The sequence below is a fragment of the Flavobacterium denitrificans DSM 15936 genome (assembly GCF_000425445.1).
Lineage (GTDB): Bacteria > Bacteroidota > Bacteroidia > Flavobacteriales > Flavobacteriaceae > Flavobacterium > Flavobacterium denitrificans.
The window spans coordinates 1-25,801 of record NZ_KE384380.1; the positions used below are offsets into that span (position 1 = coordinate 1).

Consider the following 25,801-nt stretch of genomic DNA (forward strand, 5'->3'; position numbering starts at 1 on the left):
CCAGACTATTGTGAACAATCCTGCAGTTACGCAGATCATTGAAAACATCGTTAAGAAGACAGACGGCAATGTAAGCTACAACGCTACGACACAGGAATTCAGCTATACTGATGCAAACGGGGATTCTCATGTGATCAATATCAGCGACCTTGTGAAGCTTAACGAGACTGTGACTACGGTAACCAACAACGGATCAGGAAGCTATACATACAAAAACGAGGCTGGTACAGATGTTGTGATCAATGTCGTGAATGATGTTGCGGACAACTTCCAGACTATTGTGAACAATCCTGCAGCAAAGAAAGATCCTGCATTGAAAAAAGCGATGATTGAGGAAGCCCATAAAGCGGACAAAGAACTGGTTGATCCATTACTGCAATTTCGCAACTGGGGAATACCTCTTCCAGGGAACTGGACCACTGCCGATAACTGTGCTGCTTTTGGAACGGATTATTTCACCCGTACAGCCATAGCAAAATCCAATATACTGGTGAATGCAGGTAAAGAAACAAAGTATTTTTATCAGGATCTCGATTCAAAAGGATCTCGACTGAATGGTTCTAAACAGTATACTCTAACATTTGCAAAAGGTAACCTTCCGCCTGTAGACGGCTTCTGGTCTCTTACACTTTATGACAAGCATCACTTTTTCTATCCCAATGCCATAAAACGCTATTCGGTTGGAACTAAAAACCGGGATTTAAAGTACAATGTCGATGGTTCCCTTACATTGTATGTGCAGCATGCGGAGCCGCAAGGGGACAAAAAAGCCAATTGGCTGCCGAGTCCTGCGGAAGATTTCTGTTTATATTTCAGATGCTACGGCCCAAAGCAGTCCGTTATTAAAAATCAATGGACGCCTCCGTCTGTAGTAAAAATTTAATTTCAGTCAAAAAGAGAAGATAAAAGAAAAAATTATTTTAAGTTTATGCATAGTAATTAATATAAATAAAAAAAGGCGCCAATTGTCTTCAATTGGCGCCTTTTGGCTTTTGTGACCCCTACGGTACAAATTCCAAACCACCTATTTTTGGAGGATTTAAAACGAATTTTAAGTGTTAATATACCGAACTATAATGTATTTGAAGACAGTAGTTTAAGTGTAGCTGCTTAATTTATTACTTTCATTTATAGAAAAAATGATATTCATATAAATTGAGAAATTAGTATGATGTAAAAAGAAACTTTTCATTTATAAAATTAACGCACGCTATGAAACCATATAAATTTGAAGATTTACCTGATATTATTGGTAAGCTCCTTACAAGAATTGATAGTATTGAAAAACTTTTACAAGAAAATAAAGTAAATAGTGTTGCCGCTGATGATGATTTGTTAACAATTTCTGAGGCAGCAAAATTATTAAAGTTGTCTGTAGCCACTATTTATACCAAAGTCTGTAAAAATGAGATTCCAGCCAATAAGCAAGGTAAGCGTCTCTATTTTTATCGTGGAGAGCTACTAAATTGGATAAAATCGGGTCGAATTAAAACTATTTCAGAGATACAACAGGAAACTGAACTGAAATTTAATTCGGGTAGACCATTTAAATAAATAAGAAAGACATCTTTTGGAAGATGTCTCTCTTATTTTACAGTATTCTATTTCAAGCTTATTCTTAGCGATGCTTCTCTTTTCTTCTCATCAATTATTTTCGTGTAAATCTGAGTAGTTTTCACACTTTTATGACCAAGCATTTTTGAAATGGTAAAAATGTCTGTTCCGGAGAAAATTTGTAATGTAGCATAGGTGTGCCGGAAACAATGAAAAGTTATATGTTTTGTAATTCCGGCTTGGGCAACCCAGACTGGCAAAACTCTATCCACATCCCATTTTTTCAGACCCCCGAATATTTGGTCGTTATCATTTGTTCTGTCACCAAGTACTTCATAAGCCTCGTCTGATATTGGCATAGTCTGCAAGCCTTCGGTTTTCTTTTGTTTAAACCTGATATAATGTCCATCATCTTCTCTATATTGAACTTCTGACCAGGTTAATTTAGCTATATCTGAATATCTAATTCCTGTAAGGGTCGAAAACATTGAAATTTTATAGACAATATTTTTAGAACAAGGAGTTGCAAATAATTTTTTAGCTTCATTTAAAGTAAGAAAATTTCGCTGTGACTCCTGCTCTTTGATGCAATCTACCCCAGCGTTTATATCAGTCCGAAGCTTGCCTTCTTTATAGGCTCTTTTGAGCGTAGTTTTTAATTTATTGTGATAGGAGAGAGCTGTGTTTCTTGCTAGGGTATTTCCGGTATCTCTTCTGTTTTTGGCCTTTAATAAATATTCTTTGTAATCTTCAATTAGTGTCACTGTTATATCTTTAAAAGTAACGTCGCGTCCTGAAAGAAAATTTTCAAAATGAATAATTGCTGCGTACCAAATCTGATAATTATTGCCCTCTTTTTTATCTGCCAAATTTTTAAAATACTCTAAAAAGGAGCCACGTCCAATCCTCTTAATTTCCAGTTGTTCTTTTTCAAAGTCACTATACACATCATGTTTGCGCATTTCATTCAGTCTTCGAATTTGAATAAGTTCTGCTGTGTGCAGATTTTCAATATTGGAAATTTTCTGAATTTGATTCTTTGGGTGTTCAAACAGGTACAGTTTTAAGAATTCACGTCTCGTGTACTTATTCGTTTCTGTATTTAGTATTGGCGGATAAAAATCCAGGTAAAGGGATAACATGCCATTTGCCAAAAGCTTTTTTCTCAATCTTACATTTCCTTTTTTCATTTTTCTCTTACATTAAATATAATATCAATATCTTTTTTCGCTACATAATTGAATTTTCCAACTGAATATTTAATTATTCCATGTCTTTGTATCAGCATATATAAAGCTCCATTTGAAATTCCAAATTTCTGCTGAATCTGAGTTATGGTATAACATTTATCCAGTCCTGGGAATTCCTGAACAGGGCGAAGCAGGGCTTCCTGTAAAGGAATAGAAAAAAAGCTGTCCAAATCACATCTTCGGATAACGGTTCTGGTTCCGAATTTGGCAATATCAAGCTCACCCCGCTGGATCAGCCTGTAAATTGTCCTTCTGCTGATGCCGAGCAAATTACTGGCCATATTAACATCGATGAAATCTCTTGTCTTAATTACTTCCAGATTTGCATTTTTGGCCGTTTCTGTCTGTTTGTTGCTGTGGTCAATTTTAGACTGCCGAGTCCTTGCTTTATAGGCTCTGGAGCTGCATTTAAGCGAACAGTAAAGTGTTTTTGTTGTGCGTGCTGTAAACTCATTTTTACAGAATTCGCAGATTCTGGTAATCTCAATTTTTGAACTCATAGATATGTGACTTTAAGTGTCCCACTGTGACTATGTGTGTCTCTATGTGCCATAATTTGGCCAAAATAAAATATTATTTGTACCTCAGTTTTTCGAGGTACAAACAAGGTACAAATTTAATCAAAACATCACTAAATATCCAAAAGAAAAAGGAATTAAAAAACGAGTTAAAAGATTGTTTATCAATACTTTAACTCGTTTGTTTGTTGTTGTTTTGCGTTATTTTGTTGCTCTATTTTCCGATGCAGAAATTAGCAAAAATATTCCCCAGTAATTCATCGTTTGTAACCTGGCCCGTAATAAGTCCAAACTGATATAAAGCTTCACGAATATCCAGTGCCATTAAGTCGCTTGAAAGATTGGTTTCAAGGCCGAATTTTACTTTTTGTATTTCATCTAAAGCTTTAAGTAAAGAATCGTAATGCCTTGTATTAGTTACAATAGTTTCATTGTTTCGTAGCGCGCCAGTATTGACAAATGAAAGCAGTTCATTTTTTAATTCATCGACTCCAATTTTTTCTTTTGCAGAAATCAATAAAAGTTTTGCATTCAAGTTTTCAAGCTGATTCGTAATGTTTGAAACTTCATCAGCAGATAATATGTCTTTTTTGTTAACGACAATTAAAAGTGGTTTTAGCGGATATTTATTTTTGATTTGCTCAATCTCCGAAACAAATTCAGAGCTTGAAGATTTAAATTTCAATCCATCAAATAAGTAAATGACAACCTGAGCCTGCTCTATTTTTTCGAAAGTTTTTTTGATACCAATGCTTTCTACAACATCTTTGGTTTCACGAATTCCTGCCGTATCAATGAATCGAAAACCAACACCGCCAATAACCAATTCATCTTCAATCGTATCGCGAGTTGTTCCGGCAATGTCGGAGACTATGGCACGTTCTTCGTTTAATAAGGCATTCAACAAAGTAGATTTTCCAACGTTTGGCTCACCAACAATGGCTACGGGAATACCGTTTTTGATTACGTTTCCAACTGCAAATGAATCAATTAATCTTTTTAAAACAAATTCAATTCGGTTTAATAATTCATGAAATTGAGTTCGGTCAGCAAATTCAACATCCTCTTCCGCAAAATCTAATTCTAATTCAATTAATGAAGCAAAATTCAAAAGTTCTTCACGGAGTTTGGCAATTTCGTTGCTGAAGCCACCTCGCATTTGTTGCATTGCGATTTGGTGAGATGCTTCGTTGTCAGATGAAATCAAATCAGCAACAGCTTCTGCTTGTGATAAATCAAGTTTTCCATTTAAGAAAGCACGTAAAGTAAATTCTCCTGCATCGGCCATTCTGCACCCTTTTCTTAATAATAATTGAATAATTTGTTGCTGAATATAAGTTGAGCCATGACAAGAAATTTCAATTGTGTCTTCGCCGGTATAGGAATTTGGCCCTTTGAAAACAGAAACTAAAACTTCATCAAGTGTTTTTTCATTATCTACAATATGTCCTAAATGAAGTGTATGGGTTTTCTGTTTCGTCAAATCTTTATTTTTTATGGATTTAAAAACAGAATTGCCAATTGCGATAGCTTCAGCACCTGAAATACGAATGATAGCAATAGCTCCAGCTCCAGATGGAGTAGCTAATGCAACTATAGAATCTTGATTTATCATGTTGCAAAGGTATGAAAAAAGCCTTAAAAGAATTGTGAGTTGCGAATTGTGAGTTGAATTGAAAAATGTGAGTAACGGGATATCAATTATCAATTTAAGCAATAAACGTCGATTTTCGACTTTTGGTTTTACACTTAAACTTTAGACTTTCGACTTTCGACTTTCGACTTTCGACTTTCAACTTTCGACTTTCAACTTTCGACTTTCAACTTTCGACTTTCAACTTTCGACTTTCAACTTTCGACTTTCAACTTTCGACTTTCAACTTTCGACTTTCAACTTTCGATTTTCAACTTTCGATTTTCAACTTTCGACTTTCAACTTTCGACTTTCAACTTTCGACTTTCAACTTTCAACTTTCGACTTTCTACTTTCGACTTTCTACTTTCGACTTTCTACTTTCGACTTTCTACTTTCGACTTTTGACTTTTGACTTTCGACTTTTGACTTTGGACTTTTGACTTTCGACTTTGGATGTACTCTTGACGAATGTTAAAATACTGATAATTGTCAGGTTGTTTTGTTTTTAGAATGATTAAATTTGAGAGAGCAATACACTAAATCCTAATTAAAATGAAAAAAATATTATTTCCTACAGATTTTTCTGAAGCCGCTACAAATGCGTTTGTTCATGCATTAGAATTTGCTAAAATTGTTAAAGCCGAACTTGTCTTGTTGCATACTTTTGAGATTCCAGTGTATGACAGTCAGTTTTTCCCTGAAAATTATGCCTCGATTTACAGCTCTATTGAATTGGCTAAATTTGAGATGTTTAAAGATGAAATTCCGAAACTCAGAACAATTGCTTCAGATAGAAAATTAGATGATATTGTCATCAAACACCGTTTAATGGATGGTGATTTGATTTACAACTTGCGAAATGCTGTCGAAGAAGATGAAATTGATTTTGTGATAATGGGAACTACTGGAGTTTCTGATTGGACCAAATTTTTTACAGGATCTAATACAAATTCAGTAATATCCGAAGTGAAAGTTCCGGTTTTATGTGTGCCAATTGATGCCAAATATAAAAAAGTGAAAACAATTGGATTTACTACTCGATACCGAGAAAAAGACAAAGCCGTACTTCGTCGAATATTGAAAATCGCAAAAAAAACAGATGCAAAAGTCAAAAGTTTATATGTGAAAACGTCCAATTCTGATGTTTCTGAAATGACAATCAAAGAATGGGAACAAGAATTTGCAAATGATAATGTTGAGTTTTTGGTTTTGCCAAGTGATGATGTCAAAGAAACAATTTTAGATTTTATTCTGTATAAAGACATTGATGTTCTGACAACTATAACTCATAAAAGATCTTTTTTTGAAAGCATTTTTGAATCCAGTTTTTCTAAAAAAATCACTAAAGAAGTTTCTGTGCCCGTTTTAGTCATGCACGAAAAAGAATAAAAAGACAATCGATTTTTAACACTAGTTTTGGAAGTGTAAAACCTATATTTGTACTTCGCTTAAATTTTTAAAATGGAAGTATATCAAAATAAAGTCAATCACTTTTCAAATGTTTACAATAAAATCAATAAAAGATACAATAGCATCAGTTTACTGCGTCTGTTAAGTGTTTTTCTTTGCGCGTTTATGTTGTATAATTACATCAAAACCAATGAAATTCTGTACGTTGTAATGGCTTTTTTGTCTTTTGTTGGTTTTGTTTTTTTAATGAAAATCCATTCGAAATTAGCTTTTCAAAGACAGCTTACAACAGCACTTTTAAAAATCAATGAAAATGAAATTTCTTTCTTAAAAAGAGAAAAACTTCCTTTTGAAGGCGGAGGTGAATTCAACGATTTTCATCACCCGTATGCTTACGATTTGGATATTTTTGGAGATTACTCTCTCTTTCAAAATTTAAATAGAACTGCTACTTTTATTGGAAAAAAAACGCTTGCAGATAAATTATTACGTCTTTTTCCGAATGAAATTATTCTTGAAAACCAGCAAGCAATAAACGAACTTAAATCGAAGATTCAGTGGAGGCAAGACTTTCTTGCTTTGGCTTCTGTCAGTAATGATAATAAAAGTTCTTATGACGCTTTAATTTATTGGAGTTCATTTAAAAACAATACGCTTCCTAAAGCTTTGGTTTTATTGTCATATGCAGTTCCAATATTGTTTTTTAGCGTTTTGATTGCTTATTTTTTGACATCAAACACAATCCTATTATCATATTTGACCTATATTTTCATAGCCAATATGATCGTTTTAGGACAATCTGTAAAACGAATTAAATCGGAAATTGCTCAGGCAGATAATGTCGATAAAATAATTAAGCAATATGGTTTATTGGTTGAAAAAATTGAATCGGAGCAATTTGAATCAAAAAAACTGATTGAATTACAACAAAAGCTGATTTCTAAAAAAATACTTGCTAGTGCTCATTTAAAGCAATTATCGGAATTGTTTTCACGAATGGATACTATCAATAATCTTGTTACTGCAATTGTTTTTAACGGAACATTTTTGTTTAATCTTCATGTTTTAAAAGCTCTTTTGAAGTGGAAAGAAGATTATTCACATGAACTTGAGAACTGGATTGCTATTATTGGTGAATTTGAAGCATTGAATAGTTTGGCAAATTTAGCTTACAATAATCCTGATTTTGTTTTCCCAGAGATTAATTCCGAATACAAAATTGGGTTTGAGAATTTAAGCCATCCGTTATTAAACCCGAAAAGCAGAGTAGGGAATGATACTTATTTTTATCCAGAATCATTTATGATTTTAACTGGATCAAATATGTCTGGTAAAAGTACTTTTTTGAGAAGTTTAGGAGTCAATATGGTTTTAGGCGGAATTGGTTCAGTTGTTTGTGCTTCAGAAGCTAATATTCATCCACTTCCAGTTTTAGTTTCAATGCGATTATCAGATTCTTTGGCAGATAGTGAATCGTATTTCTTTGCTGAAATCAAACGTCTAAAGCAAATTATGGATGAATTGGAAGAACGTCCAGCTTTTGTTTTATTAGACGAAATTTTAAGAGGAACTAATTCTGACGATAAACGAAATGGGACTATTGAAGTTGTTAAAAAAATAATCGCTAAAAATGCTATTGGAGCAATTGCGACACATGATATTGAGGTTTGTTTAACAACAAATGAATTTCCATATATTTTGAAAAATCAATGTTTTGAAGTCGAAATTCAAAACAATGAATTGCATTTTGATTATAAACTCAGAAATGGAATTTGTAAAAATAAAAGTGCCACTTTTTTAATGCAGAAAATGGGTGTTATTTAAGAAAAGAGCCTAAAGAAAATCAAATTTCTTTAGGCTCTTTTTTATACGATATTTCCATTATGAATTAGCATTTTTACGGGCGACATTCTAGAAACTGCTTCCGCTGAGCAACTGGCTTTTAGAAATGCCAGATCAGCTTTGTCTCCCACCTTTGGCCATTGTTGTGTGCCTTTATCATCTAAAGGAATTGGGCCAGAGGTTGCAAGTTTCAGCATTCTTGATAAATTAAATTCGGTTACTTGACCATATAATTGTGCTGCTAGATTTGCTTTTTGTAAAACACTTCCCGTCCCAAATGTATTCCAATGATCGATAATGCTGTCGTTTCCAGTCATTACATTCACACCATATTTCATTAAAGTTGGAATTGGCATGACCAGGCTTCCAAAAGGAATTGTAGAAATGATGCCTACTTGAGCGGTGCTTAATTTTTCGGCCATTTCTTCTTGTTTTGGTTTGTCTATTTTTCCAAGAGCGAAACAATGGCTTAAAAAAGTCTTTCCTTTTAAACTCGGATTTTCATTGACTTTAGCCATTAAATATTCGATTGTTTTTATTCCAGATTCTCCAGATTCATGCAAGTGAATGTCGATTCCTTTATTATTATCTAAAGCCAATTGAACTGTAAAATCGATTGTTTTTTCGATTGAACCATCAATAGAAAAAGGATCAAGCCCGCCAATGAAATCGATTTCCATTCTAGCAGCTTCTTCTAGATATGGAGCAGAATCAGTATAAAAAACGCCGTGTTGCGGAAAAGCAACTAATTCAGCGCCAAATGTGTTTTTCTTGTTTTCTAAAGCTTTTTGCAGATTTTTTAAAGATTGCAGTTTTGAAGTAGGTTCAATATTCACGTGGCTTCTTGCGAATGAAGTTCCTTGTGATTGCAATAATTCAATTATTTTTTCAGCTTTTTGAGTCGAATTTTTAAGCAAATCAGGTAAAATCTGTTGCTCCAGAGCAATCATTGCCTTTACACCGCCAGTTCTTTTTTTTACGGAATGCCATTCATCATAATAAGTTTTGTCTAAATGTATGTGCATATCGCGAAATGCAGGAAGCATTAACAAACCTTTTGCATCAATAGCTTGTGCATTTGGCTTGTTTGCTGAAACCGATTTGATTTTTCCATTGCTGATTTCAATGCAAAATAATTCAGTTTTTGTTCGAACAACTTCGCCTTCTTCATATTCAAATCCCGTTTCTAGTCTGACATTTTTTATAGTGTAATCTTTTCCTGCTATAATATTGATATTTAAATCAGCTTCATCTATTGTAGCAGCAGAAGCGCTATTGATGAAACTTGATCCAACGGCTAGTCCGGCAACTCCAAAAACAGAGTTTCTTAAAAAATCTTTACGAGTGATATTTGAATTTTTCATACAAAGTGATTTGATGTACAAAAATAGATTTCATAACGGTATTATGAATATAAAATTTATTACAAGGCTTGAAAGATTTATAACTGATCTCGAAAATTAGTTGGCGTAACGCCGGTTTGAGTCTTAAAGAAATTGGAGAAATAAGCGTGATCTACAAAACCCAATTCAAATGCAATTTCTTTAATTGAAAGAGCGGTAGCTTTTAAGTGTCGTTTTGATTCCAAAACAATGCGTTGCTGAATCAATTGTGTAGCCGAAATTTTTAAATGTTTTTTACAGAGTATGTTTAGATAATTGGCTGATACATGCAGTTTTGATGCATAAAACGAAACCAGTTTTTCATCTTTGAAATAGATATCAATTAGCTCTTGAAATTTTGCAATACGAGGTTCATTTTGATAGATATCATAATCTGTAAAGACTTTGGCTGCTTCTTTGCTTATGATTGAAGCAATAACGGCGGTACGTGAGCTGATCAATTCTTGAAGACAATCAGGCTTTTCTAATTCATTTTTAATAGCATCAAACTCGTAATGCAAAAGATTATAAGATTCCTCACTAAGTTCAATTACAGGATGGTTATGATATTGAGAAAATGAAAATCTAAAACTTGATGAAAAGCTTTCGAAGAAATCCCTTCCAATCATCAATTGGTAACCCGTAGTTTCTGGCTTGATGCTCCATTTGTGAACTTGCCCGGGAAAAAGCAAATGAATTTGATGATTACTTATTTTATAATCTATAAAGTCAATATTGTGAACGCCTTTTGCTTGGTCAAACAGCACGATAATAAAAAAATCATGCTGATGCGGATTGTCTATATGACGTTCTCCATGCAGTTCATTAAACAAAAGCTGTTCATTATGTGTGCTTTGGCCTTTTTTAAACTCCTGAAGGCCGAGTAGGGGAATATTTTGGTCTTTTTTGGTTGACATTACATTGGGTTAATTTCCTTTAAATAATCGCACGTAATGATTTTTAAGAAAGAGTCCTAAGATTACTTCAAAACCTCATTAATTGTATTTACAAAAGCTTCAACAGGCTGAGCGCCAGAAATCGCATATTTTCGATCAAAAACGAAAAAAGGAACACCTTGAACACCAATTTCCTGAGCTTCTTTGATGTCGTGTTCAACGTCTTTCAAATACAAATGTTCGTTTTGTAAAACTTCCAAAACCTCCTCTTTTTTCAAACCAGCTTTTTCACCAAGTTCTAACAAAGTTGGTCCGTCGTTTAAATCGCGTCCTTCTGTAAAGTAAGCACGGAAAAATATTTCTTCCATCTCATCGCCTAAATTTTTGGTTTTTGCCAAATGTATAATACGATGTGCTTCCAGAGAGTTTGAAATGACAGCTTTTTCAAAATGATAATCTAAACCAACGCTTTTTGCGCGTTCTGTTACGTTTTTATGCATTTCGATGGATTGTTCAACTGACATGCCTTTTCGCTCGGCTAAATAGTTGTAAACGTCTTTTCTGGGCTGTGGAGTAGTAGACGGATCAAGCTGAAAACTTTTCCACTCGATTTCAATTTTTTCATTAGGAAATTGCTTTAAAGCAGATTCCAATTGTCTTTTTCCGATATAACAAAACGGACACATGATGTCCGACCAAATTTCTATTTTCATATTGCAAAGTTAGAGAAAATTTGTTTCAGGTTTGAAGTTTCAGGTTTGAAGTTTAGTCGCAAATCACGCAATTTTTTTTGATCAAGATTGTGCTTACAATCGCAAATCTCGCAAAGCTTTATTTGAACTTTGCGAGCTTTGCGCTTAAATTATAGACATAGTATATCAACATGAAACTTTAAACCTCAAACGTCAAACAAAAAATCCTCCAAATAAAAAACCGCAAATCTTAAAAAAAGAATTGCGGTTTCTAGGTATAAAAAATGGTTGGTTAATAGCGATATTTTTTTTTACAATGATATGTCTTTAATTTAAAACTAAAAAATATCCCTGTAACAGAAAGAAACTTTAATGTTAACTATTTAACATTACAGGCATTACAAGCATTGTTACTGTTTCTCCTTCTTCAAGGCCATCAACTGGAGTAAGGATTCCAGCTCTGTTTGGCAATGACATTTCCAACATAATCATGTCTGACTGCAAGTTGGTAAGCATCTCTGTTAAAAATCTTGAGTTAAAACCAATTTGAAGATCATCTCCTTGGTAATCACAAGTCAATCTTTCTTCTGCTTTGTTTGAGTAATCGATATCTTCAGCAGAAACATTTAATTCTGCTCCAGCGATTTTTAAACGAATTTGGTGTGTTGTTTTGTTTGAGAAAATTGCAACACGACGAACAGAGCTTAAAAATAAAGAACGATCGATCATTAATTTGTTTGGATTTTCCTTTGGAATAACCGCTTCGTAATTTGGGTATTTCCCGTCGATCAAACGACACATCAAAATATAATTGTCAAATGAGAAAGTCGCATTTGAATCGTTGTATTCAATTTTTACCTCTGCATCAGAACTTCCTAAAATACTTTTTAAGATATTCAAAGGTTTCTTTGGCATAATAAAATCTGCAACCTGAGATGCTTTTACATCTGTACGTGCGTATTTTACCAGTTTGTGCGCATCTGTAGCAACAAAAGTTAATCCTTCTGGAGAAAATTGGAAGAATACTCCAGACATTACCGGACGCAAATCATCATTTCCGGCAGCAAAAATAGTTTTGCTTACTGCAGTTGCCAAAACATCAGCAGGAACAAGAGTTACAGATGGATCTTCAAGGCTAACAGATTTTGGAAATTCCTCACCAGCAGCATATGCTAATGCATATTTTCCTGAATTAGAGCTGATTTCAACTGTATTGTTATCTTCAACCGTAAAAGTTAAAGGCTGTTCTGGAAACGTTTTTAAAATTTCAAGCAAAAGTTTTGCTGGTACTGCAACGCTTCCTTTGCTTTTAGAATCGATTGATAATGTAGCCGACATCGTAGTTTCAAGATCTGAAGCCGAAACCGTCAACGCATCATTGTCTAGTTCAAATAAAAAGTTGTCTAAAATAGGCAACGTGTTGTTACTATTGATTACACTACCTAAAACTTGTAATTGTTTTAATAAGTACGAACTCGATACTATAAATTTCATCTGTTATATTTTATTTTTTTGATGTATTCTTTAGGATTTGGGAGGCTAAAGATAAGGATTACAAATATATCGTAAACTATCTTAGTTTCGCAATTTTTTTATTAACATCTATTTGCTGTATTTTCTTTTTCTAATGAACGTAAAAACTAGTCCAAAAATCAATAAAATTAGAATTGGAAGTCCGATAGTTATGAATTGCGTTGCTGTATAGTTTTCATAAACTTTTTCTTTATCCAGCAAAGGCACTTCGACGTCTTTACTTCTAATGTTAATAAGTCCGCTATCATCCAGCAAATAATTGATGCAGTTCATCATGAAATCTTTGTTGTCATAAAGATTTCCGGTACGCTGATCATAGCCTAATTCTACTGGCATCATATTTTTGTCTAATTGATTCCTAGCTAAATCTCCGTCGGCAATAACGATCATTTTATTTGGTTTTCCTTGCGTCTGAAATGAACTTTCTTTAAATGGTAAAACGCGGTTTTGAAAAGCAGAATGGAAATTACCTTCTAATAAAACGGCAAGTGGAAGATTTCCTTTATTTAAATATTCTTGCGGAGAAGTTTTTTCTGTTACAATATTCAAATTGATTTCTGTTGGCGTTCCAATTTTTTTAGAATATGGAGAAGATTGCAGTAAAACTGTCTTTTTGATTCCGTTTTTTAAAGTGTCAATTTGGTTAGCAAAATCAAATTTGATTCCGCCTAAATTTTTTACAATTGGATGTTGGCTTGTTGGGATAACAATCGGAGCAAATTTCCAGATAAAATTCTGATACTGTGTTGCACTTCCTTGTTCTCCAGTTGCCAATTTTAATGGACTTCCTTGTTCATCTTTTACTAAATCAGGATTAATTCTAAATCCATATTTAAAGAACATGTCATTCAAATTCAAATCTCTTGGGTAAGCCAAAGTCGCACCAGATTGATTGTATAAACTGTCCATATCAGCAGCAACTTGGTCAATTAACCAAATTGTTTTTCCGCCATTCATAACAAACTGATCCAAAACCTCTTTTTCTTCATCAGAAAAAGTTTGTGTTGGTTTTGCGATAATAGCCAAATCATATTTTTTAAGAGCGCTTAAGGTTCCGTTTGGATCTTTTGCAACAGAATCCAATGTAAAAGGTCCAATATAATAGCTTTCTTTGATTTGACGAAGCATATTGGCAACATGAACTTCGTTTAATTCGCCATTTCCTTTTATGTAAGCAACTTTCTTTTGCTTGGCTTTTGTAATTTTATTTATAGCATCAGCAATTGAATATTCTAAATGTTGAATAGAGCCTTTTACTTTGTCCTCAGTGTTGGCTCCCATAATGTTTTTCAACAAAGGAATATTGACTTCTTTATTATCATAAACCGCTATTGCCCAAGGAAAAACCATTGCTTGTGATTGTTTTCCTTTATCGTCAACTGTAATGTTTACTGGTGTAAGACCTTTTTGGTACAGCGATTTCACCATTTCCATGCTTTCGTCTTCGTTTTCCATTGGGTTTACGAATTCGAAAACAATATTGCTGTTATAGGCCTGAAATTCTTCTAGTAATTGTTTGGTTTCCTGTTGTAAACGTCTAAAGTCTGCAGGAAGTTCGCCCTGCATATAAATCTTAATTGATAACGGATTTTTAACCTGTTTTACAATATTTAATGAAGTTTCAGATAAAGTATATCGTTTGTCTTTAGTTAAATCAAAACGGTGGAAAAATAAGCTTCCGAGTACATTTAAAACAATTAAAATAAAAATTGTAATGCCTAATGTTTTTAAATTTAATTTATTAGATGCTTTCATTACGCTTTAAAAGATTTTAATTGATAAACGGTAAAAGATAAAAATAATACGCTGATACTTAAAAAGTAAATTACATCACGAGTATCAATAACGCCTCGGCTCATGCTTTTAAAATGATCCTGCATTCCAAAAGAAGAAATTATATTAGATTCTCCTGGAACTAATGATGCAATTCCTTCAAAACCAAAATAAAATATAAAGCAAAGAAAAACTGCGATAATAAAAGCAACAATTTGATTTTCTGAAAGGGTAGAAGTAAAAATCCCGATGGCAGAATAAGAAGCAATTAAAAACAACAATCCGAAATAAGAACCGATTGTGCTTCCCATATCAATATTTCCTTCCGGATTTCCTAAATTAGAAATTACGAATACATAAATAAATGTTGGAATAATTGCTAAAATAATCAACAACAATGATCCGAAAAATTTTCCGTTTACAATTTCCCAAACAGAAAGTGGTTTGGTTAAAAGCAATTCAAGTGTTCCTTGTTTTCTTTCGTCTGAGAAACTTCTCATAGTTACAGCCGGAATCAGGAAAATCAAGATCCAAGGCGCTAATGTGAAAAAAGGCGTCAAATCGGCGTAACCTGAATTCAGAATATTGTAATCTCCTTCAAATACCCATAAAAATAGTCCGTTGCTGATTAAGAAAATCGCAATGACCAAATAGCCAATAGGAGAGCCAAAAAAGGATTTTATTTCTCTTAAAATGATTGATTTCATTTAATTTTTGTTTAATCGTTTATGTGTTTAATCGTTTATTTGGTAAAACTGCGACTGAGACTGAGACTGAAAACTAATTCAGGCTAACAAGTTTATCCACACTCCAAGCTTCCGGTTTTGCGTTGAATAACTTCTTTGTAAAACTCCAAACAGAATCAAAAAGTTCAGATTGTCTGTAATTTTCTAAATCTTCTTCGGTTTCCCAATAACTATAGGTAAAGAAAATGCACTTATCGTTTTTATCCTGATACAATTCTAAAAAACGATTTCCTTCTGCATTTCGTATTTTATGTTTTATCGACTCAAAATTCTCCAGAAAATCAGGAATTTTTTCTTCGTGAAAACTCATTTTTACTATTCTTACGAACATGTGTTTAATTTTAGATTTTAGAATTCAGATTTTAGATTGTCCAAAAAGCTATTCAGGTGCGCAAAAGTACCAAAATTGATTGTTGTTTTAAATAAAAAATGAAATATTATAAAAGCATGTTTTATATAGCTCTGATGCGATAAGGTATTTCAAATATAGCCCGTGGTTGCAACCACGTGGACACAATGTATATCACGCAGCACATTACGTTCCCGTGGTTGAAACCGCGGGCTATGTTTGCAATATAATGAATGATTTTCATCGTCAGAATAACCAAAAAGCGCATGGTAATATGAAAAATCTGCTCAATCAGCTAAATCTGTGGGCTATTTCTATAAAAATTTAACCGTAATCACATCACGATAATTCAATCCCAACAAACTATTTGCTGAACCAACTTTTGAAGGATTACTTCTAAAAATGGCAATTTCCAGAAAACCAGCTTCATTAAAAATCGCCAGTTTTTCACCTTCGTAAGTTTTAATCGGATATTTGTCTGAAGTTGCAATAGCCGAATAATTAGGCAGAATCGTTTTGATACTTTTTGGTTTCATCACGATTTCGTACGGACGACCACGCGAAACTTCAAGAAATTGTTTTTTAGAAATATTAGTAACGACGTTTCCAAAATGGTCAATATAAATAACATATCCTTTTAAGGAATTTCCGTCTGCAGCAACAACCGCCTGAAGTTCTGTAACTTCTTTGACAGCTGGAATTTCCTTGCCAATAACATTCAGTAAACCGCCTTTTGCAATATGACAGGCAACTTGAATAAAAACGTCTAAATCAGAGTATTCTGCAGGAAAACGATCATGAATATTGATGGCAACAATTTTCTGCGGAACGATTTTTTGCGTAAGCATACTTAAAATTCCGTTATCGGCACAAATAAAGTAGTGATCGTTCCACTGCATAGCAATGTGTTGATTCTCTTTATTGCGTTCGATATCGACACCAATTAAATGAACCGTTCCTTTTGGAAAACTCAAATAAGATGCTCCAACAACGTAACTAGCTTCGGCAGTGTTGAATGGATCAATGTCATGCGAAATATCAATAATTTTTGCTTCTGGAAGTTCAGAAATGATTTTACCCTTCAGCGAACCAACAAAGTGGTCTTTTAAGCCGTAATCAGTAGTAAGGGTAATTATTGACATCATTTTGTTTATAACTATTGATAGTATTTAAATCTAATTTTCATTAAATTTGAGAAATGCAAATCTAATAATACTAAATGCAAATTGAAAGAAAGAAAAGACAAATATTATAGTTGCAGTTTTCTGTTTCAGTTTTCAGTCTAGGAATAAAGATATTAGTTTTTTTGTGAAAACTGCGACTGTATACCGTGACTTTAAACTTTAAGTAAAAAAATACCCGACAGCCATAGATTTACAAAACAAAATTTATTTTTAATTTAAATTTATCTCATTTGAACGAAAGAATTATAGAGCTTATAGACATCGCTCCAAAAGACTTTTGGGGCGCGCAGGATTCTCATCTTGAAATAATCAAAAAGTACTACCCAAAGCTTAAAATAGTAGCGCGAGGGACAACTTTGAAAGCCTTTGGCGAGAAAGAAGTTTTAGATGAATTCGAAAAGAGATTTCAGAGGCTGATGCTTCATTTTACCAGATACAACAACATTGATGATAATGTAATTGAACGCGTAATAATGAGCGATGGTCAAGAAGAGAGAAAAGCTTACGATCATGACAAAATACTAGTTCACGGAGTTGGTGGCAAAATTATCAAAGCCATGACGCCAAACCAGCAGTTGCTTGTAGATACCATCAAAAAAAATGATATGGTATTTGCTATCGGACCAGCTGGAACTGGAAAAACGTACACTGGTGTTGCAATGGCTGTAAAAATGCTAAAAGACAAAGAAGTAAAAAGGATCATATTGACGCGTCCGGCGGTGGAAGCAGGGGAGAACCTTGGATTTTTGCCCGGAGATATGAAAGAAAAACTAGATCCTTACATGCAACCTCTTTATGATGCTTTGCGCGATATGTTGCCAAACGAAAAACTCGAAGATTACATTTTAAAAGGAATTATTCAGATTGCGCCTTTAGCTTTCATGCGTGGACGAACGCTTGATAACGCTTTTGTAATTCTAGATGAAGCACAAAACACCACGCACTCACAAATGAAAATGTTTTTGACGCGTATGGGAAAAAACGCCAAGTTTATGATTACGGGTGATCCTGGCCAGGTCGATTTGCCAAGAAGAACTATTTCTGGTCTAAAAGAAGCAATTTTGGTTCTGAAAGACATTGAAGGCATCGGAATTATTTATCTTGATGATAAAGATATCGTTCGCCACAGATTAGTGAAAAAGGTAATCGACGCTTACAAGCAAATAGAAAATCACGACTAAGAGTTTAATTTTAGTGAAATGTTAAATGTAAATCGTAAAATGTGTTTTAACATTTATTAATATTCGTTTTGTACTTATTTCTTTTTGAAAAGTGCAAAACGAATATTTTTTTAAAGGAATATAAAATAAAATGAAGATTAGAATTTTCAATCTTATAATATTAGTTTTTTTAATTTCTTGTAAAAAGAAAGAAGCACAAGGAAATAAATTCTATGAAGAGCTGTCAATGCAGAGAAAAGAGATGTTAGTGGAAAATATTGGAAAAAAATATTATGAAAAAAATTGCATCAGTTGTCATGCAGGAAAAGTTGCAAAGGACAATTTTTTAGTGAATTCTGTTAGAAATCAAAAAAGAAATGAGATTTTTTTTATCGATTTTATAACAAAACAGGATAGTTTATTAAAGTATGAGAACAAAGAGGCTTTAGCATTGAAAGATTGGTCAAATCAAAATGCTTATATTCATAATTTTGGCTTTAATGACAATGAAATTAAAGCTATTTTATATTATTTAAAAAAGTAGATAAATCAAATTATTAAATGAGAAACATTGTATTAATAGCCTGTTCAATTATTTGCTTGATTTCATGTCAAAAAAAAGAAATTCCAGAAAACAAATTTATTGGAACTTGGTATGATACAGAATACATAATTCCAAGTTTAACGATAATAAAAATAAAGGCTGATAGTACTTTTTCATGCATCAGCGGAGCTTGTACTTGGCAAGGTTTTTCAAAAGGTAAATGGAAAATAGTTGGAGACTCAATAGAATTAAATAGTATAAAAAGTGATACTTGTTATCGCATGCTTCCATTTGTTCATTGCAATCCGTATGAAAAAAGAAAAGATACGCTAACAATACCTAATTGTAATTCTGAACAAACTAATGATTTTTTAATTTTTGATAAAGAAAGATTTTATCTCAAAAATGATTCTCTAGTTTATAAATTAAAAAGAAGTTCGAAATGTCCTGATACTTTAAAAATAACTTTTGCAAGAACTAAAAAGATCAGAAAATGAAACAACTAGATGATTTCTACCAGAATCAGGAAGAACCCATAAAAGGTACATTTCTTGCTTTGCGCGACATCATCTTAAAACAAGACAAAGACATTACTCATGTTCTAAAATATGGAATGCCATTTTTCTGCTACAAAGGAAAAATGTTCTGCTATTTATGGATTCATAAAAAATACAAAAAGCCTTATTTCGCTATAGTGGAAGGTAAACATTTTGACGAATCATTTTTATTGCAGGAAGCGCGTTCTAGAATGAAAATAATGCTTCTGGATGCTGATCAGGATTTGCCTTTGGAACAAATTGAATCGGTTTTAGTAAAGGCCTTGAATTTATATAAATCGGGAATTGTAAAAATTTGAATTTATTTAACGAAATAGTTAAATAAATAATAAACTTGCCGTATTTCAGCGGGTAAAAGCTTTTAAACTTTGGTCTTCCCGTCTGAAACCCGTAAATTTGCATATCAAAATATTTGATACTTAATATGACAAAACTTAAAAATATAAAAGTTGTAGTAAGCGACCTTGACGGAACTTTACTCAACCCTCAGCATAGAATTTCAGAATATACAAAATCCATTTTTCAGGAACTTCACAATCAAGGTTATCTTATCGTTGTAGCCACAGGACGTCATCATCTCGACGCGATGGGTATTATTGATAAACTTGAAGTTCCGGTTTACTTAGTAAGTTCAAACGGAGCACGAATTCATTCGCCTAATAAAGAACAGCTTTTCGCCTTCAATTTAGATAGCGATGTGGTTAAGAATGCTTTAAATGTTGAAATCGATCCTGAAATTACAGTGGTTTTATTCAAAGAAAATGTTTGGCAAACTAATAAATGGAACGAAAAACTTAATGCTTTTCAAGAAGAATTAAAATACCTTCCAGAACTTGTTGATTATAAGAAATTGGATGATTTCGCTGCAATTAAAATTTTCTTTTCGTGCAGTGATCACGAAAAATTAGTAAAATTGAAAGATGCCATTTTAGCCAATTCTTCAGAACATTTGCATCACGCCTTCAGTTTGCCAACTTGCTTGGAATTTATGGATAAATCTGTAGATAAGGCAGTTGCAATTGAACAAGTTCTAGAAAAAGAAGGATTTACTTTGGCGGAAGCAATGACTTTTGGTGACGGATTTAATGATGTACAAATGTTAGCTTCAGCAGGAAAAGGTTTAATTATGGGAAATGCTCCAGCTTTGTTGAAAGAAACTCTGCCAAATTTGGAAGTAATTAAAACAAATGCCGAAGATGGGGTTGCGAGATATATTGCTACAAAAATTCTTGATAGAGAATTTGCAACAAGTTAATATTGAGTATTTTATATTTGGTTTTCTTGCCAAATGCAAATAAATTGTTAATTTTATAAGAGCTAATTACTGGTTAATTAGCTCTTTTTTTTTAACCTTAATATATTTAGCGATGAAAGAATTCTTTAATCAAGTTGAGAGAAATTGCATTTCGGGAGCATTGTTGTTATTGCCACTTCTTGTTTTTTTTGTGTTGCTGGAAAAAGTCTGGAAATTTTTTCAAAATTATGGTGAAAAATTTGCCCATTTTCTCCGTTTAGATCTAGTGCTCGGAAAATATGCCACAGATATTGCAGGCGGTATTATTTTGGTGCTTTTGATTTATTTTAGTGGCTATTTAATGCGTTTGTCTCTTTTAAAAAGATTTACAGAATGGGTTGATAACAAGTTGATGATTTTTTTGCCGGGTTATGAAAAGAATAAAAAAGAAGCAGAAGAAAAACTGAATCTAAGAAATAGGAAACCAGTTCCAGTTACAGATTTGCCAATTTTGTTGAAAGTTGGAGAATATTGGCAACCAGCGCATCTAATTGAGGAAAAAGAAGATAAGGTAGTAGTTTTTATTCCGGCTGCGCCATCTAAAGATCATGGACAAATTTGTGTTGTCGATAGTAATCAGATTAAAAGATTATCTGGGATTTCTTTAGAAAATCTAGATGCTTCCATAACAGCAAAGGGAAAAGGAATTTTGAATTTAATTTAAACTTTTCGCTATAATATTAAAAATCCCTAAAAATGCCTTTAGAGATTTTTGTTTTTAATGCATTGTTGTTTAATATGTTAGGTCAGTTGGTCGAAAAACTATTTTTTTAATAGTTTTCAAAGTGTATTTTTGTTTTATCAAATACTACCAGCATGACAAAAAACATTTTCATCCTTGCTTTTTCCTTCTTTGCAATTACGGGAAATAGCCAAAAATTAAAGTTAGAAGAAATAATGAAAGGTGAATCTTTCATTGGAAATCAGCCAACAAATGGTCGCTGGTCTCCTGATGGAAAAAAGATTTATTTTGAATGGAATCCAAAAGATGAGCTAGGTGCGAGCACTTATTTTTGGGAAAAAGGAATGATAAAACCTCAGATTGTCGAGCCAAAAGAGGCTGCTTTTTCGCAAATGGATTTTAAATCAAAACCAGGATCAGATGTAGTTTATTATATAGACAAAGGAAGTCTGTATTCTTATTCTATCAAATCTAAAATAAGTAAAAAGTTAATTCAACAATCGGCAGCGATATCTAATTTACAGTTAGGTACTGAAGTTGGTGTATTGTTTTTTTCTCAAAACGATAATATTTTTAAGTACAATACGAAAGAAGGAACGGTTTTGCAACTTACTAATTTTAGTAAGGGAACTAAAAAAGAAACAAAACCAGAAAAAGAGACTTTCTTAAATACACAGCAAAAAGAATTATTCCAGTTTATTAGAGACAAAGAAGCTAAAAAACAATGGAATCTAGCAAAATCAAAAGCAGTTAAATCTGATTTTGCAAAAGAATATTTCTACGGAAAAGACAGATTTACAAGTTTGAAAGTGAATCCAAATGGAAATTTTGCGACTTTTAGATTAGTTGAAGAAGCAGAAACAAAATCTGAAAAAATGGAAGTATTTATCACTTCTGACGGATACAACCAAACTCCTGAAACAAAGGAAAAAGTTTCGACAAGCAATTTTGTCAAAACGAAATTCGGAATTTATTCTGTTGCAAAAGATTCAGTTTATTATGTAAATTTTTCAACTTTGAGTCATATTCAAGATACTCCAAAATATTTTGAACAATATGATAATTTAAAAAATAAGCCAAAAGAAGACAAATTAATTGTTGCTCAAGCTCCTGTTTATAATGAAAACGGATCATTGGCAATTGTTGAAATCAGAAGCCAAGATAATAAAGACAGATGGTTGGTGAGTTTAAATCTTGATAAAGGAACTTTTGAAGAAATTGAGCACCAACATGATGAAGCTTGGATTGGAGGACCTGGAATTCCATCGTATTCTTTTGCATCAGGAAATATTGAATTTTTAGCTGATAACGAAACAGTTTATTTTCAATCAGAAGCTACAGGATATTCGCATTTATATACTTATAATCTAAAATCAAAAAAGAAAACGCAATTAACGAAAGGAAATTGGGAAGTTCGCGATGTGACGTTGTCTAAGGATAAAAAAGCTTTTTACTTAAGCACGAATACAACGCATCCAGGAAATAGAGAATTCTATAAATTATCTTTAGATGGCGTTTTACAACCAATTTTAACGAAAGACGGAGCACATGAAGTAGTATTGTCTCCAGATGAAAAAACGCTTTTAGTTCGTTATTCGTATAAAAATGTCCCTTGGGATTTTTATGTTGCTGAGAATAAAAAGAATACTTCTTTACAGCAAATTTCTTCTTCAGTTTCTGAAGATTTCAAGAAATACCAATGGAGAACTCCTGAAGTTGTAACCTTTAAAGCACAAGATGGAACTTCAGTAAATGCAAGAATTTATGTTCCAACTCAGGATGTTAAAAACAGTGCAGCAATTATTTTTGTTCATGGTGCAGGCTATCTTCAAAATGCACATAATTTTTGGAGCAACTATTACAGAGAATACATGTTTCATAATATGTTAACTGATTTAGGGTATACGGTTTTAGATATTGATTACAGAGGAAGCGATGGTTACGGACGTGATTTCAGAACTGGAATTTATCGTTTTATGGGAGGAAAAGATTTGTCTGATCATTTAGATGGCAAAAAAATGTTGGTTGAAAAATATGGTATTGACGCTAGCAGAGTTGGAATTTATGGAGGTTCTTATGGCGGTTTCATTACTTTGATGGGAATGCTGACAACTCCAGGCGAGTTTGCTTCGGGTGCGGCATTGCGTTCGGTTACAGACTGGGCTCATTACAATCACGGTTACACAGGAAACATTTTGAATTTTCCAGAAACTGATCCAGAAGCTTACAAGAAAAGTTCACCAATTTATTTTGCAGATAACTTAAAAGGAAATTTAGTAATGTTGCATGGAATGGTTGATGACAATGTTGAATATAAAGATATCGTACGTTTGTCACAGCGTTTCATTGAGCTAGAGAAAAAGAACTGGAGCCTAGCTTCTTTCCCTGTTGAATCACACGGTTTTAAAGAAACTTATTCTTGGATTGATGAATATGGCAGAATCTTGAATTTATTTAATTCGACGCTTCTTAAGAAATAGTATTCAATCACGGTTTTCAGTCTTAGTTTTGAAGACTGAAAACTGTGACTGTCGACTGAGACTAAAAAAAAGAATCTGAATAGATTCTTTTTTTCTTTTAATTAGTTTTAAATTTGCATTCATAAAAAAAACAACACAACAAATAATGAGCAATACAATCACAACTACAAATTTTAATTTTCCGAATCAGAAATCAGTTTACCGCGGAAAAGTTAGAGAAGTTTACAATATTAACGACGAGCTTTTAGTAATGGTAGCAACTGATCGACTTTCTGCTTTTGATGTGGTTTTGCCAAAGGGAATTCCGTACAAAGGACAAATCTTGAATCAGATTGCGACAAAATTCATGGAATTGACTGAGGATATTGTTCCAAACTGGTTAATTGCGACTCCAGATCCAAACGTTGCTGTTGGTCATTTATGCGAGCCGTTCAAGGTAGAAATGGTAATTCGTGGCTATGTTTCAGGACATGCAGCGCGTGAATATGCTGCAGGAAGAAGACAAATTTGTGGTGTAACAATGGCTGAAGGCTTAAAAGAAAACGATAAATTTCCAGAACCAATTATTACGCCAACTACAAAAGCAGACAACGGTTCTCACGATGAAGATATTTCTCGTGAAGACATTCTTTCAAAAGGAATTGTTTCTGAAGAAGATTATTTAGTTTTAGAAAAATATACTCGAGCATTGTTTCAAAGAGGAACTGAAATTGCAGCTTCTCGCGGTTTGATTTTAGTAGATACAAAATATGAATTCGGAAAAACTAAGGACGGTGTTATCGTTCTAATTGATGAGATTCATACCCCAGATTCGTCTCGCTATTTTTATGCTGACGGATATGCTGAAAGACAAGCAAAAGGCGAGGAGCAAAAACAATTGTCAAAAGAATTTGTACGCCGTTGGTTGATCGAAAATGGTTTTCAAGGTCAAGAAGGGCAACAAATTCCAGATATGTCAGATGAATACATCGAATCTGTTTCTGAAAGATATATCGAATTATACGAGAATATTTTAGGAGAAAAATTCGTAAAAGCGGATATTGACAATATTGACAAACGTATTGAAAAAAACGTATTAGATTACTTAACATCTAAATAGTAATTTTCGGGTTTAAACTAATTATTTAAACCATGAAATTTATAAATACAAAAAATGCCTTTCTGTTCATCTTTATGACAGTTGGGCATTTTCTTTTTGCACAAATTGATAAAGACGCAACTAAGGAAACTAAAATTTTATACCACAATTTAAAATTAATTTCAAAGGCTCATATTCTTTTTGGTCATCAGCATGCAACAGAATATGGACATGGCTGGAAAAATGAATTGAATCGTTCTGATGTAAAGTCAGTAACAGGTTCACATCCAGCTGTTGTTGGTGTAGATTTTAGTGATTTTTCAGGTCAACCAAAAGAAGTGATCGAAAAAGCAAAAGAATCTCTTCGGAAAAATGTTATAGATACTTATGAACGCGGCGGAATTACAACAGTTGCTTGGCATTTCAATAATCCAGTTTCTGAAAATGGATTTTATTGGAAAGATTCGCTTTCTGTGCCTGCAATGTCTTTAATAAAAATTGGCGGTTCACATCATGAAAAATACAAAGAAATTCTAAAAACAATTGCCGATTTTGCACATTCGGTGAAAGCAAAAGATGGAACTTTGGCACCAATGATTTTTAGACCTTTTCACGAATTTGATGGTGATTGGTTTTGGTGGGGAAAGAAATATACCTCTAGTGAAGATTTTATTGCAGTTTGGCAATTTACAGTTTTGTATTTGAGAAATACATTAGGCGTTCACAATTTTATTTATGCTTTTTCACCAGATGTCAGGTTTAATTCGGAAGACGAATATTTAGAGCGTTATCCGGGGAATGATTATGTAGATTTATTTGGAATGGATGATTATGCCGATTTTGGAAGAGACGGAAAATATAATCTTGAAGCAGGAGTGAAGCGACTTAAAATAATTTCAGATTTAGGAATCAAAAAACTAAAATTGGCTGCTTTTACAGAAACAGGTTTAGAGTCGATCCCAAATGAAAAATGGTGGACAGAAATATTATTAAAAGCATTAAAATCTGAGAATTTACAATTGGCTTATGTTTTAGTTTGGAGAAACGATAGTGCAAGTCTGACACATTATTACGCGCCATTTCCGGGACAAATAAGTGCACCAGATTTTGTCAAATTTTATAATGATCCTTTTACTTTGTTTGAAAAGGATTTAAATAATATCTATAAAAAGAAGTTTAAATAGTCTCAGTATTTAGTCTCAGTATTCAGTCTCAATATTCAGTCTCAATATTCAGTCTCA

Annotated in this window: 24 protein-coding genes; 13 read left to right on the forward strand and 11 right to left on the reverse strand. The window is 33.0% G+C overall.

Annotation, left to right across the window (positions count from 1 at the left end; translation table 11 throughout):
* A partial coding sequence (locus tag H600_RS23015) for a DUF1214 domain-containing protein (protein WP_026730722.1) occupies window positions 1-883 on the forward strand: 883 nt, incomplete at its 5' end.
* Between the two features lie 329 nt (window positions 884-1,212).
* On the forward strand, window positions 1,213-1,554 hold the full coding sequence (locus H600_RS0121485; protein ID WP_026730723.1) for a helix-turn-helix domain-containing protein: 342 nt from the start codon (window positions 1,213-1,215) through the stop codon (window positions 1,552-1,554).
* Window positions 1,555-1,601: 47 nt separating this feature from the next.
* Here the strand turns inward: H600_RS0121485 and H600_RS0121490 are convergent, their stop codons facing one another.
* From H600_RS0121490 to mnmE, 3 genes are all read right to left on the reverse strand, one after another.
* Window positions 1,602-2,744: a tyrosine-type recombinase/integrase gene (locus tag H600_RS0121490; protein WP_026730724.1), complete on the reverse strand. Its 1,143-nt coding sequence runs from the start codon at window positions 2,742-2,744 to the stop codon at window positions 1,602-1,604.
* Window positions 2,741-3,304 (reverse strand): helix-turn-helix domain-containing protein, encoded by a 564-nt coding sequence (locus H600_RS0121495; protein WP_026730725.1) that lies wholly within the window; start codon window positions 3,302-3,304, stop codon window positions 2,741-2,743. The genes H600_RS0121490 and H600_RS0121495 overlap by 4 nt, the downstream gene beginning before the upstream one ends.
* A gap of 232 nt (window positions 3,305-3,536) precedes the next feature.
* Window positions 3,537-4,937 carry a tRNA uridine-5-carboxymethylaminomethyl(34) synthesis GTPase MnmE gene (mnmE, locus tag H600_RS0121500; protein ID WP_026730726.1) on the reverse strand — a complete coding sequence of 467 codons (1,401 nt, stop codon included), beginning with the start codon at window positions 4,935-4,937 and terminating at the stop codon, window positions 3,537-3,539.
* A 573-nt stretch (window positions 4,938-5,510) separates the two neighbouring features.
* On the opposite strand from mnmE, the gene H600_RS0121505 reads away from it, so the two are divergent.
* Window positions 5,511-6,347: a universal stress protein gene (locus H600_RS0121505; protein WP_026730727.1), complete on the forward strand. Its 837-nt coding sequence runs from the start codon at window positions 5,511-5,513 to the stop codon at window positions 6,345-6,347.
* A gap of 72 nt (window positions 6,348-6,419) precedes the next feature.
* Window positions 6,420-8,192, forward strand: coding sequence for a MutS-related protein (locus H600_RS0121510; protein ID WP_026730728.1), 1,773 nt, complete (start codon window positions 6,420-6,422; stop codon window positions 8,190-8,192).
* 41 nt (window positions 8,193-8,233) lie between these two features.
* Here the strand turns inward: H600_RS0121510 and H600_RS0121515 are convergent, their stop codons facing one another.
* The 8 genes from H600_RS0121515 to H600_RS0121555 all read right to left on the reverse strand — a co-directional run bounded on the left by H600_RS0121515 (window position 8,234) and on the right by H600_RS0121555 (window position 16,723).
* On the reverse strand, window positions 8,234-9,574 hold the full coding sequence (locus H600_RS0121515; protein ID WP_026730729.1) for an amidohydrolase: 1,341 nt from the start codon (window positions 9,572-9,574) through the stop codon (window positions 8,234-8,236).
* Window positions 9,575-9,651: 77 nt separating this feature from the next.
* Window positions 9,652-10,509, reverse strand: a complete 858-nt coding sequence (locus H600_RS0121520) for an AraC family transcriptional regulator (RefSeq protein ID WP_026730730.1) — start codon at window positions 10,507-10,509, stop codon at window positions 9,652-9,654.
* Window positions 10,510-10,571: 62 nt separating this feature from the next.
* Window positions 10,572-11,201, reverse strand: a complete 630-nt coding sequence (locus H600_RS0121525) for a DsbA family oxidoreductase (RefSeq protein WP_026730731.1) — start codon at window positions 11,199-11,201, stop codon at window positions 10,572-10,574.
* 354 nt (window positions 11,202-11,555) lie between these two features.
* Complete coding sequence (gene dnaN / locus H600_RS0121530) at window positions 11,556-12,674, reverse strand: DNA polymerase III subunit beta (protein WP_026730732.1); 1,119 nt, start codon at window positions 12,672-12,674, stop codon at window positions 11,556-11,558.
* Window positions 12,675-12,782: 108 nt separating this feature from the next.
* Window positions 12,783-14,468, reverse strand: coding sequence for a gliding motility-associated ABC transporter substrate-binding protein GldG (gene gldG / locus H600_RS0121535; protein WP_026730733.1), 1,686 nt, complete (start codon window positions 14,466-14,468; stop codon window positions 12,783-12,785).
* Window positions 14,468-15,193, reverse strand: a complete 726-nt coding sequence (gene gldF, locus H600_RS0121540; RefSeq protein ID WP_026730734.1) for a gliding motility-associated ABC transporter permease subunit GldF — start codon at window positions 15,191-15,193, stop codon at window positions 14,468-14,470. Before gldF ends, gldG begins: the two co-directional genes overlap by 1 nt.
* A 73-nt stretch (window positions 15,194-15,266) precedes the next feature.
* Window positions 15,267-15,563 carry a putative quinol monooxygenase gene (locus H600_RS0121545; protein WP_026730735.1) on the reverse strand — a complete coding sequence of 99 codons (297 nt, stop codon included), beginning with the start codon at window positions 15,561-15,563 and terminating at the stop codon, window positions 15,267-15,269.
* Window positions 15,564-15,895: 332 nt separating this feature from the next.
* Entirely contained in the window at window positions 15,896-16,723 is an 828-nt protein-coding gene (locus tag H600_RS0121555; RefSeq protein ID WP_026730736.1) for an SAM hydrolase/SAM-dependent halogenase family protein, read from the reverse strand.
* A 272-nt stretch (window positions 16,724-16,995) separates the two neighbouring features.
* On the opposite strand from H600_RS0121555, the gene H600_RS0121560 reads away from it, so the two are divergent.
* The 9 genes from H600_RS0121560 (at window position 16,996) to H600_RS0121600 (ending at window position 25,744) form a co-directional block, all read left to right on the forward strand.
* Window positions 16,996-17,946 carry a PhoH family protein gene (locus tag H600_RS0121560; RefSeq protein WP_026730737.1) on the forward strand — a complete coding sequence of 317 codons (951 nt, stop codon included), beginning with the start codon at window positions 16,996-16,998 and terminating at the stop codon, window positions 17,944-17,946.
* A 130-nt stretch (window positions 17,947-18,076) separates the two neighbouring features.
* The gene (locus tag H600_RS0121565) at window positions 18,077-18,469 is read left to right on the forward strand and encodes a c-type cytochrome (protein ID WP_026730738.1); all 393 of its coding nucleotides are present in this window, start codon (window positions 18,077-18,079) and stop codon (window positions 18,467-18,469) included.
* A 17-nt stretch (window positions 18,470-18,486) separates the two neighbouring features.
* Window positions 18,487-18,966, forward strand: a complete 480-nt coding sequence (locus H600_RS0121570) for a hypothetical protein (RefSeq protein WP_026730739.1) — start codon at window positions 18,487-18,489, stop codon at window positions 18,964-18,966.
* On the forward strand, window positions 18,963-19,325 hold the full coding sequence (locus H600_RS0121575; RefSeq protein WP_026730740.1) for a DUF1801 domain-containing protein: 363 nt from the start codon (window positions 18,963-18,965) through the stop codon (window positions 19,323-19,325). The genes H600_RS0121570 and H600_RS0121575 overlap by 4 nt, the downstream gene beginning before the upstream one ends.
* Window positions 19,326-19,450: 125 nt before the next feature.
* The gene (locus tag H600_RS0121580) at window positions 19,451-20,281 is read left to right on the forward strand and encodes a Cof-type HAD-IIB family hydrolase (RefSeq protein WP_026730741.1); all 831 of its coding nucleotides are present in this window, start codon (window positions 19,451-19,453) and stop codon (window positions 20,279-20,281) included.
* Window positions 20,282-20,393: 112 nt separating this feature from the next.
* The gene (locus H600_RS0121585; protein WP_026730742.1) at window positions 20,394-20,984 is read left to right on the forward strand and encodes a hypothetical protein; all 591 of its coding nucleotides are present in this window, start codon (window positions 20,394-20,396) and stop codon (window positions 20,982-20,984) included.
* 152 nt (window positions 20,985-21,136) lie between these two features.
* Window positions 21,137-23,482 (forward strand): S9 family peptidase, encoded by a 2,346-nt coding sequence (locus H600_RS0121590; protein ID WP_026730743.1) that lies wholly within the window; start codon window positions 21,137-21,139, stop codon window positions 23,480-23,482.
* 145 nt (window positions 23,483-23,627) lie between these two features.
* A complete protein-coding gene (locus tag H600_RS0121595; RefSeq protein WP_026730744.1) occupies window positions 23,628-24,581 on the forward strand; it encodes a phosphoribosylaminoimidazolesuccinocarboxamide synthase in 954 nt (317 codons plus the stop codon).
* Between the two features lie 32 nt (window positions 24,582-24,613).
* Window positions 24,614-25,744 (forward strand): glycoside hydrolase family 26 protein, encoded by a 1,131-nt coding sequence (locus tag H600_RS0121600; RefSeq protein ID WP_026730745.1) that lies wholly within the window; start codon window positions 24,614-24,616, stop codon window positions 25,742-25,744.
* Window positions 25,745-25,801: the final 57 nt, after the last annotated feature.

Bases quoted from the DNA above. Each gene is read 5' to 3' on its own strand.
- H600_RS0121555 (WP_026730736.1), bottom strand. From the start codon at position 16,723: ATGTCAATAATTACCCTTACTACTGATTACGGCTTAAAAGACCACTTT.
- H600_RS0121590 (WP_026730743.1), top strand. From the start codon at position 21,137: ATGACAAAAAACATTTTCATCCTTGCTTTTTCCTTCTTTGCAATTACG.
- H600_RS0121580 (WP_026730741.1), top strand. From the start codon at position 19,451: ATGACAAAACTTAAAAATATAAAAGTTGTAGTAAGCGACCTTGACGGA.
- H600_RS0121520 (WP_026730730.1), bottom strand. From the start codon at position 10,509: ATGTCAACCAAAAAAGACCAAAATATTCCCCTACTCGGCCTTCAGGAG.
- mnmE (WP_026730726.1), bottom strand. From the start codon at position 4,937: ATGATAAATCAAGATTCTATAGTTGCATTAGCTACTCCATCTGGAGCT.
- H600_RS0121515 (WP_026730729.1), bottom strand. From the start codon at position 9,574: ATGAAAAATTCAAATATCACTCGTAAAGATTTTTTAAGAAACTCTGTT.
- H600_RS0121585 (WP_026730742.1), top strand. From the start codon at position 20,394: ATGAAAGAATTCTTTAATCAAGTTGAGAGAAATTGCATTTCGGGAGCA.
- gldG (WP_026730733.1), bottom strand. From the start codon at position 14,468: ATGAAAGCATCTAATAAATTAAATTTAAAAACATTAGGCATTACAATT.
- H600_RS0121545 (WP_026730735.1), bottom strand. From the start codon at position 15,563: ATGTTCGTAAGAATAGTAAAAATGAGTTTTCACGAAGAAAAAATTCCT.
- H600_RS0121600 (WP_026730745.1), top strand. From the start codon at position 24,614: ATGAAATTTATAAATACAAAAAATGCCTTTCTGTTCATCTTTATGACA.
- H600_RS0121510 (WP_026730728.1), top strand. From the start codon at position 6,420: ATGGAAGTATATCAAAATAAAGTCAATCACTTTTCAAATGTTTACAAT.
- H600_RS0121575 (WP_026730740.1), top strand. From the start codon at position 18,963: ATGAAACAACTAGATGATTTCTACCAGAATCAGGAAGAACCCATAAAA.
- H600_RS0121525 (WP_026730731.1), bottom strand. From the start codon at position 11,201: ATGAAAATAGAAATTTGGTCGGACATCATGTGTCCGTTTTGTTATATC.
- gldF (WP_026730734.1), bottom strand. From the start codon at position 15,193: ATGAAATCAATCATTTTAAGAGAAATAAAATCCTTTTTTGGCTCTCCT.
- H600_RS0121595 (WP_026730744.1), top strand. From the start codon at position 23,628: ATGAGCAATACAATCACAACTACAAATTTTAATTTTCCGAATCAGAAA.
- H600_RS0121565 (WP_026730738.1), top strand. From the start codon at position 18,077: ATGAAGATTAGAATTTTCAATCTTATAATATTAGTTTTTTTAATTTCT.
- H600_RS0121505 (WP_026730727.1), top strand. From the start codon at position 5,511: ATGAAAAAAATATTATTTCCTACAGATTTTTCTGAAGCCGCTACAAAT.
- H600_RS0121570 (WP_026730739.1), top strand. From the start codon at position 18,487: ATGAGAAACATTGTATTAATAGCCTGTTCAATTATTTGCTTGATTTCA.
- dnaN (WP_026730732.1), bottom strand. From the start codon at position 12,674: ATGAAATTTATAGTATCGAGTTCGTACTTATTAAAACAATTACAAGTT.
- H600_RS0121485 (WP_026730723.1), top strand. From the start codon at position 1,213: ATGAAACCATATAAATTTGAAGATTTACCTGATATTATTGGTAAGCTC.
- H600_RS0121495 (WP_026730725.1), bottom strand. From the start codon at position 3,304: ATGAGTTCAAAAATTGAGATTACCAGAATCTGCGAATTCTGTAAAAAT.
- H600_RS0121490 (WP_026730724.1), bottom strand. From the start codon at position 2,744: ATGAAAAAAGGAAATGTAAGATTGAGAAAAAAGCTTTTGGCAAATGGC.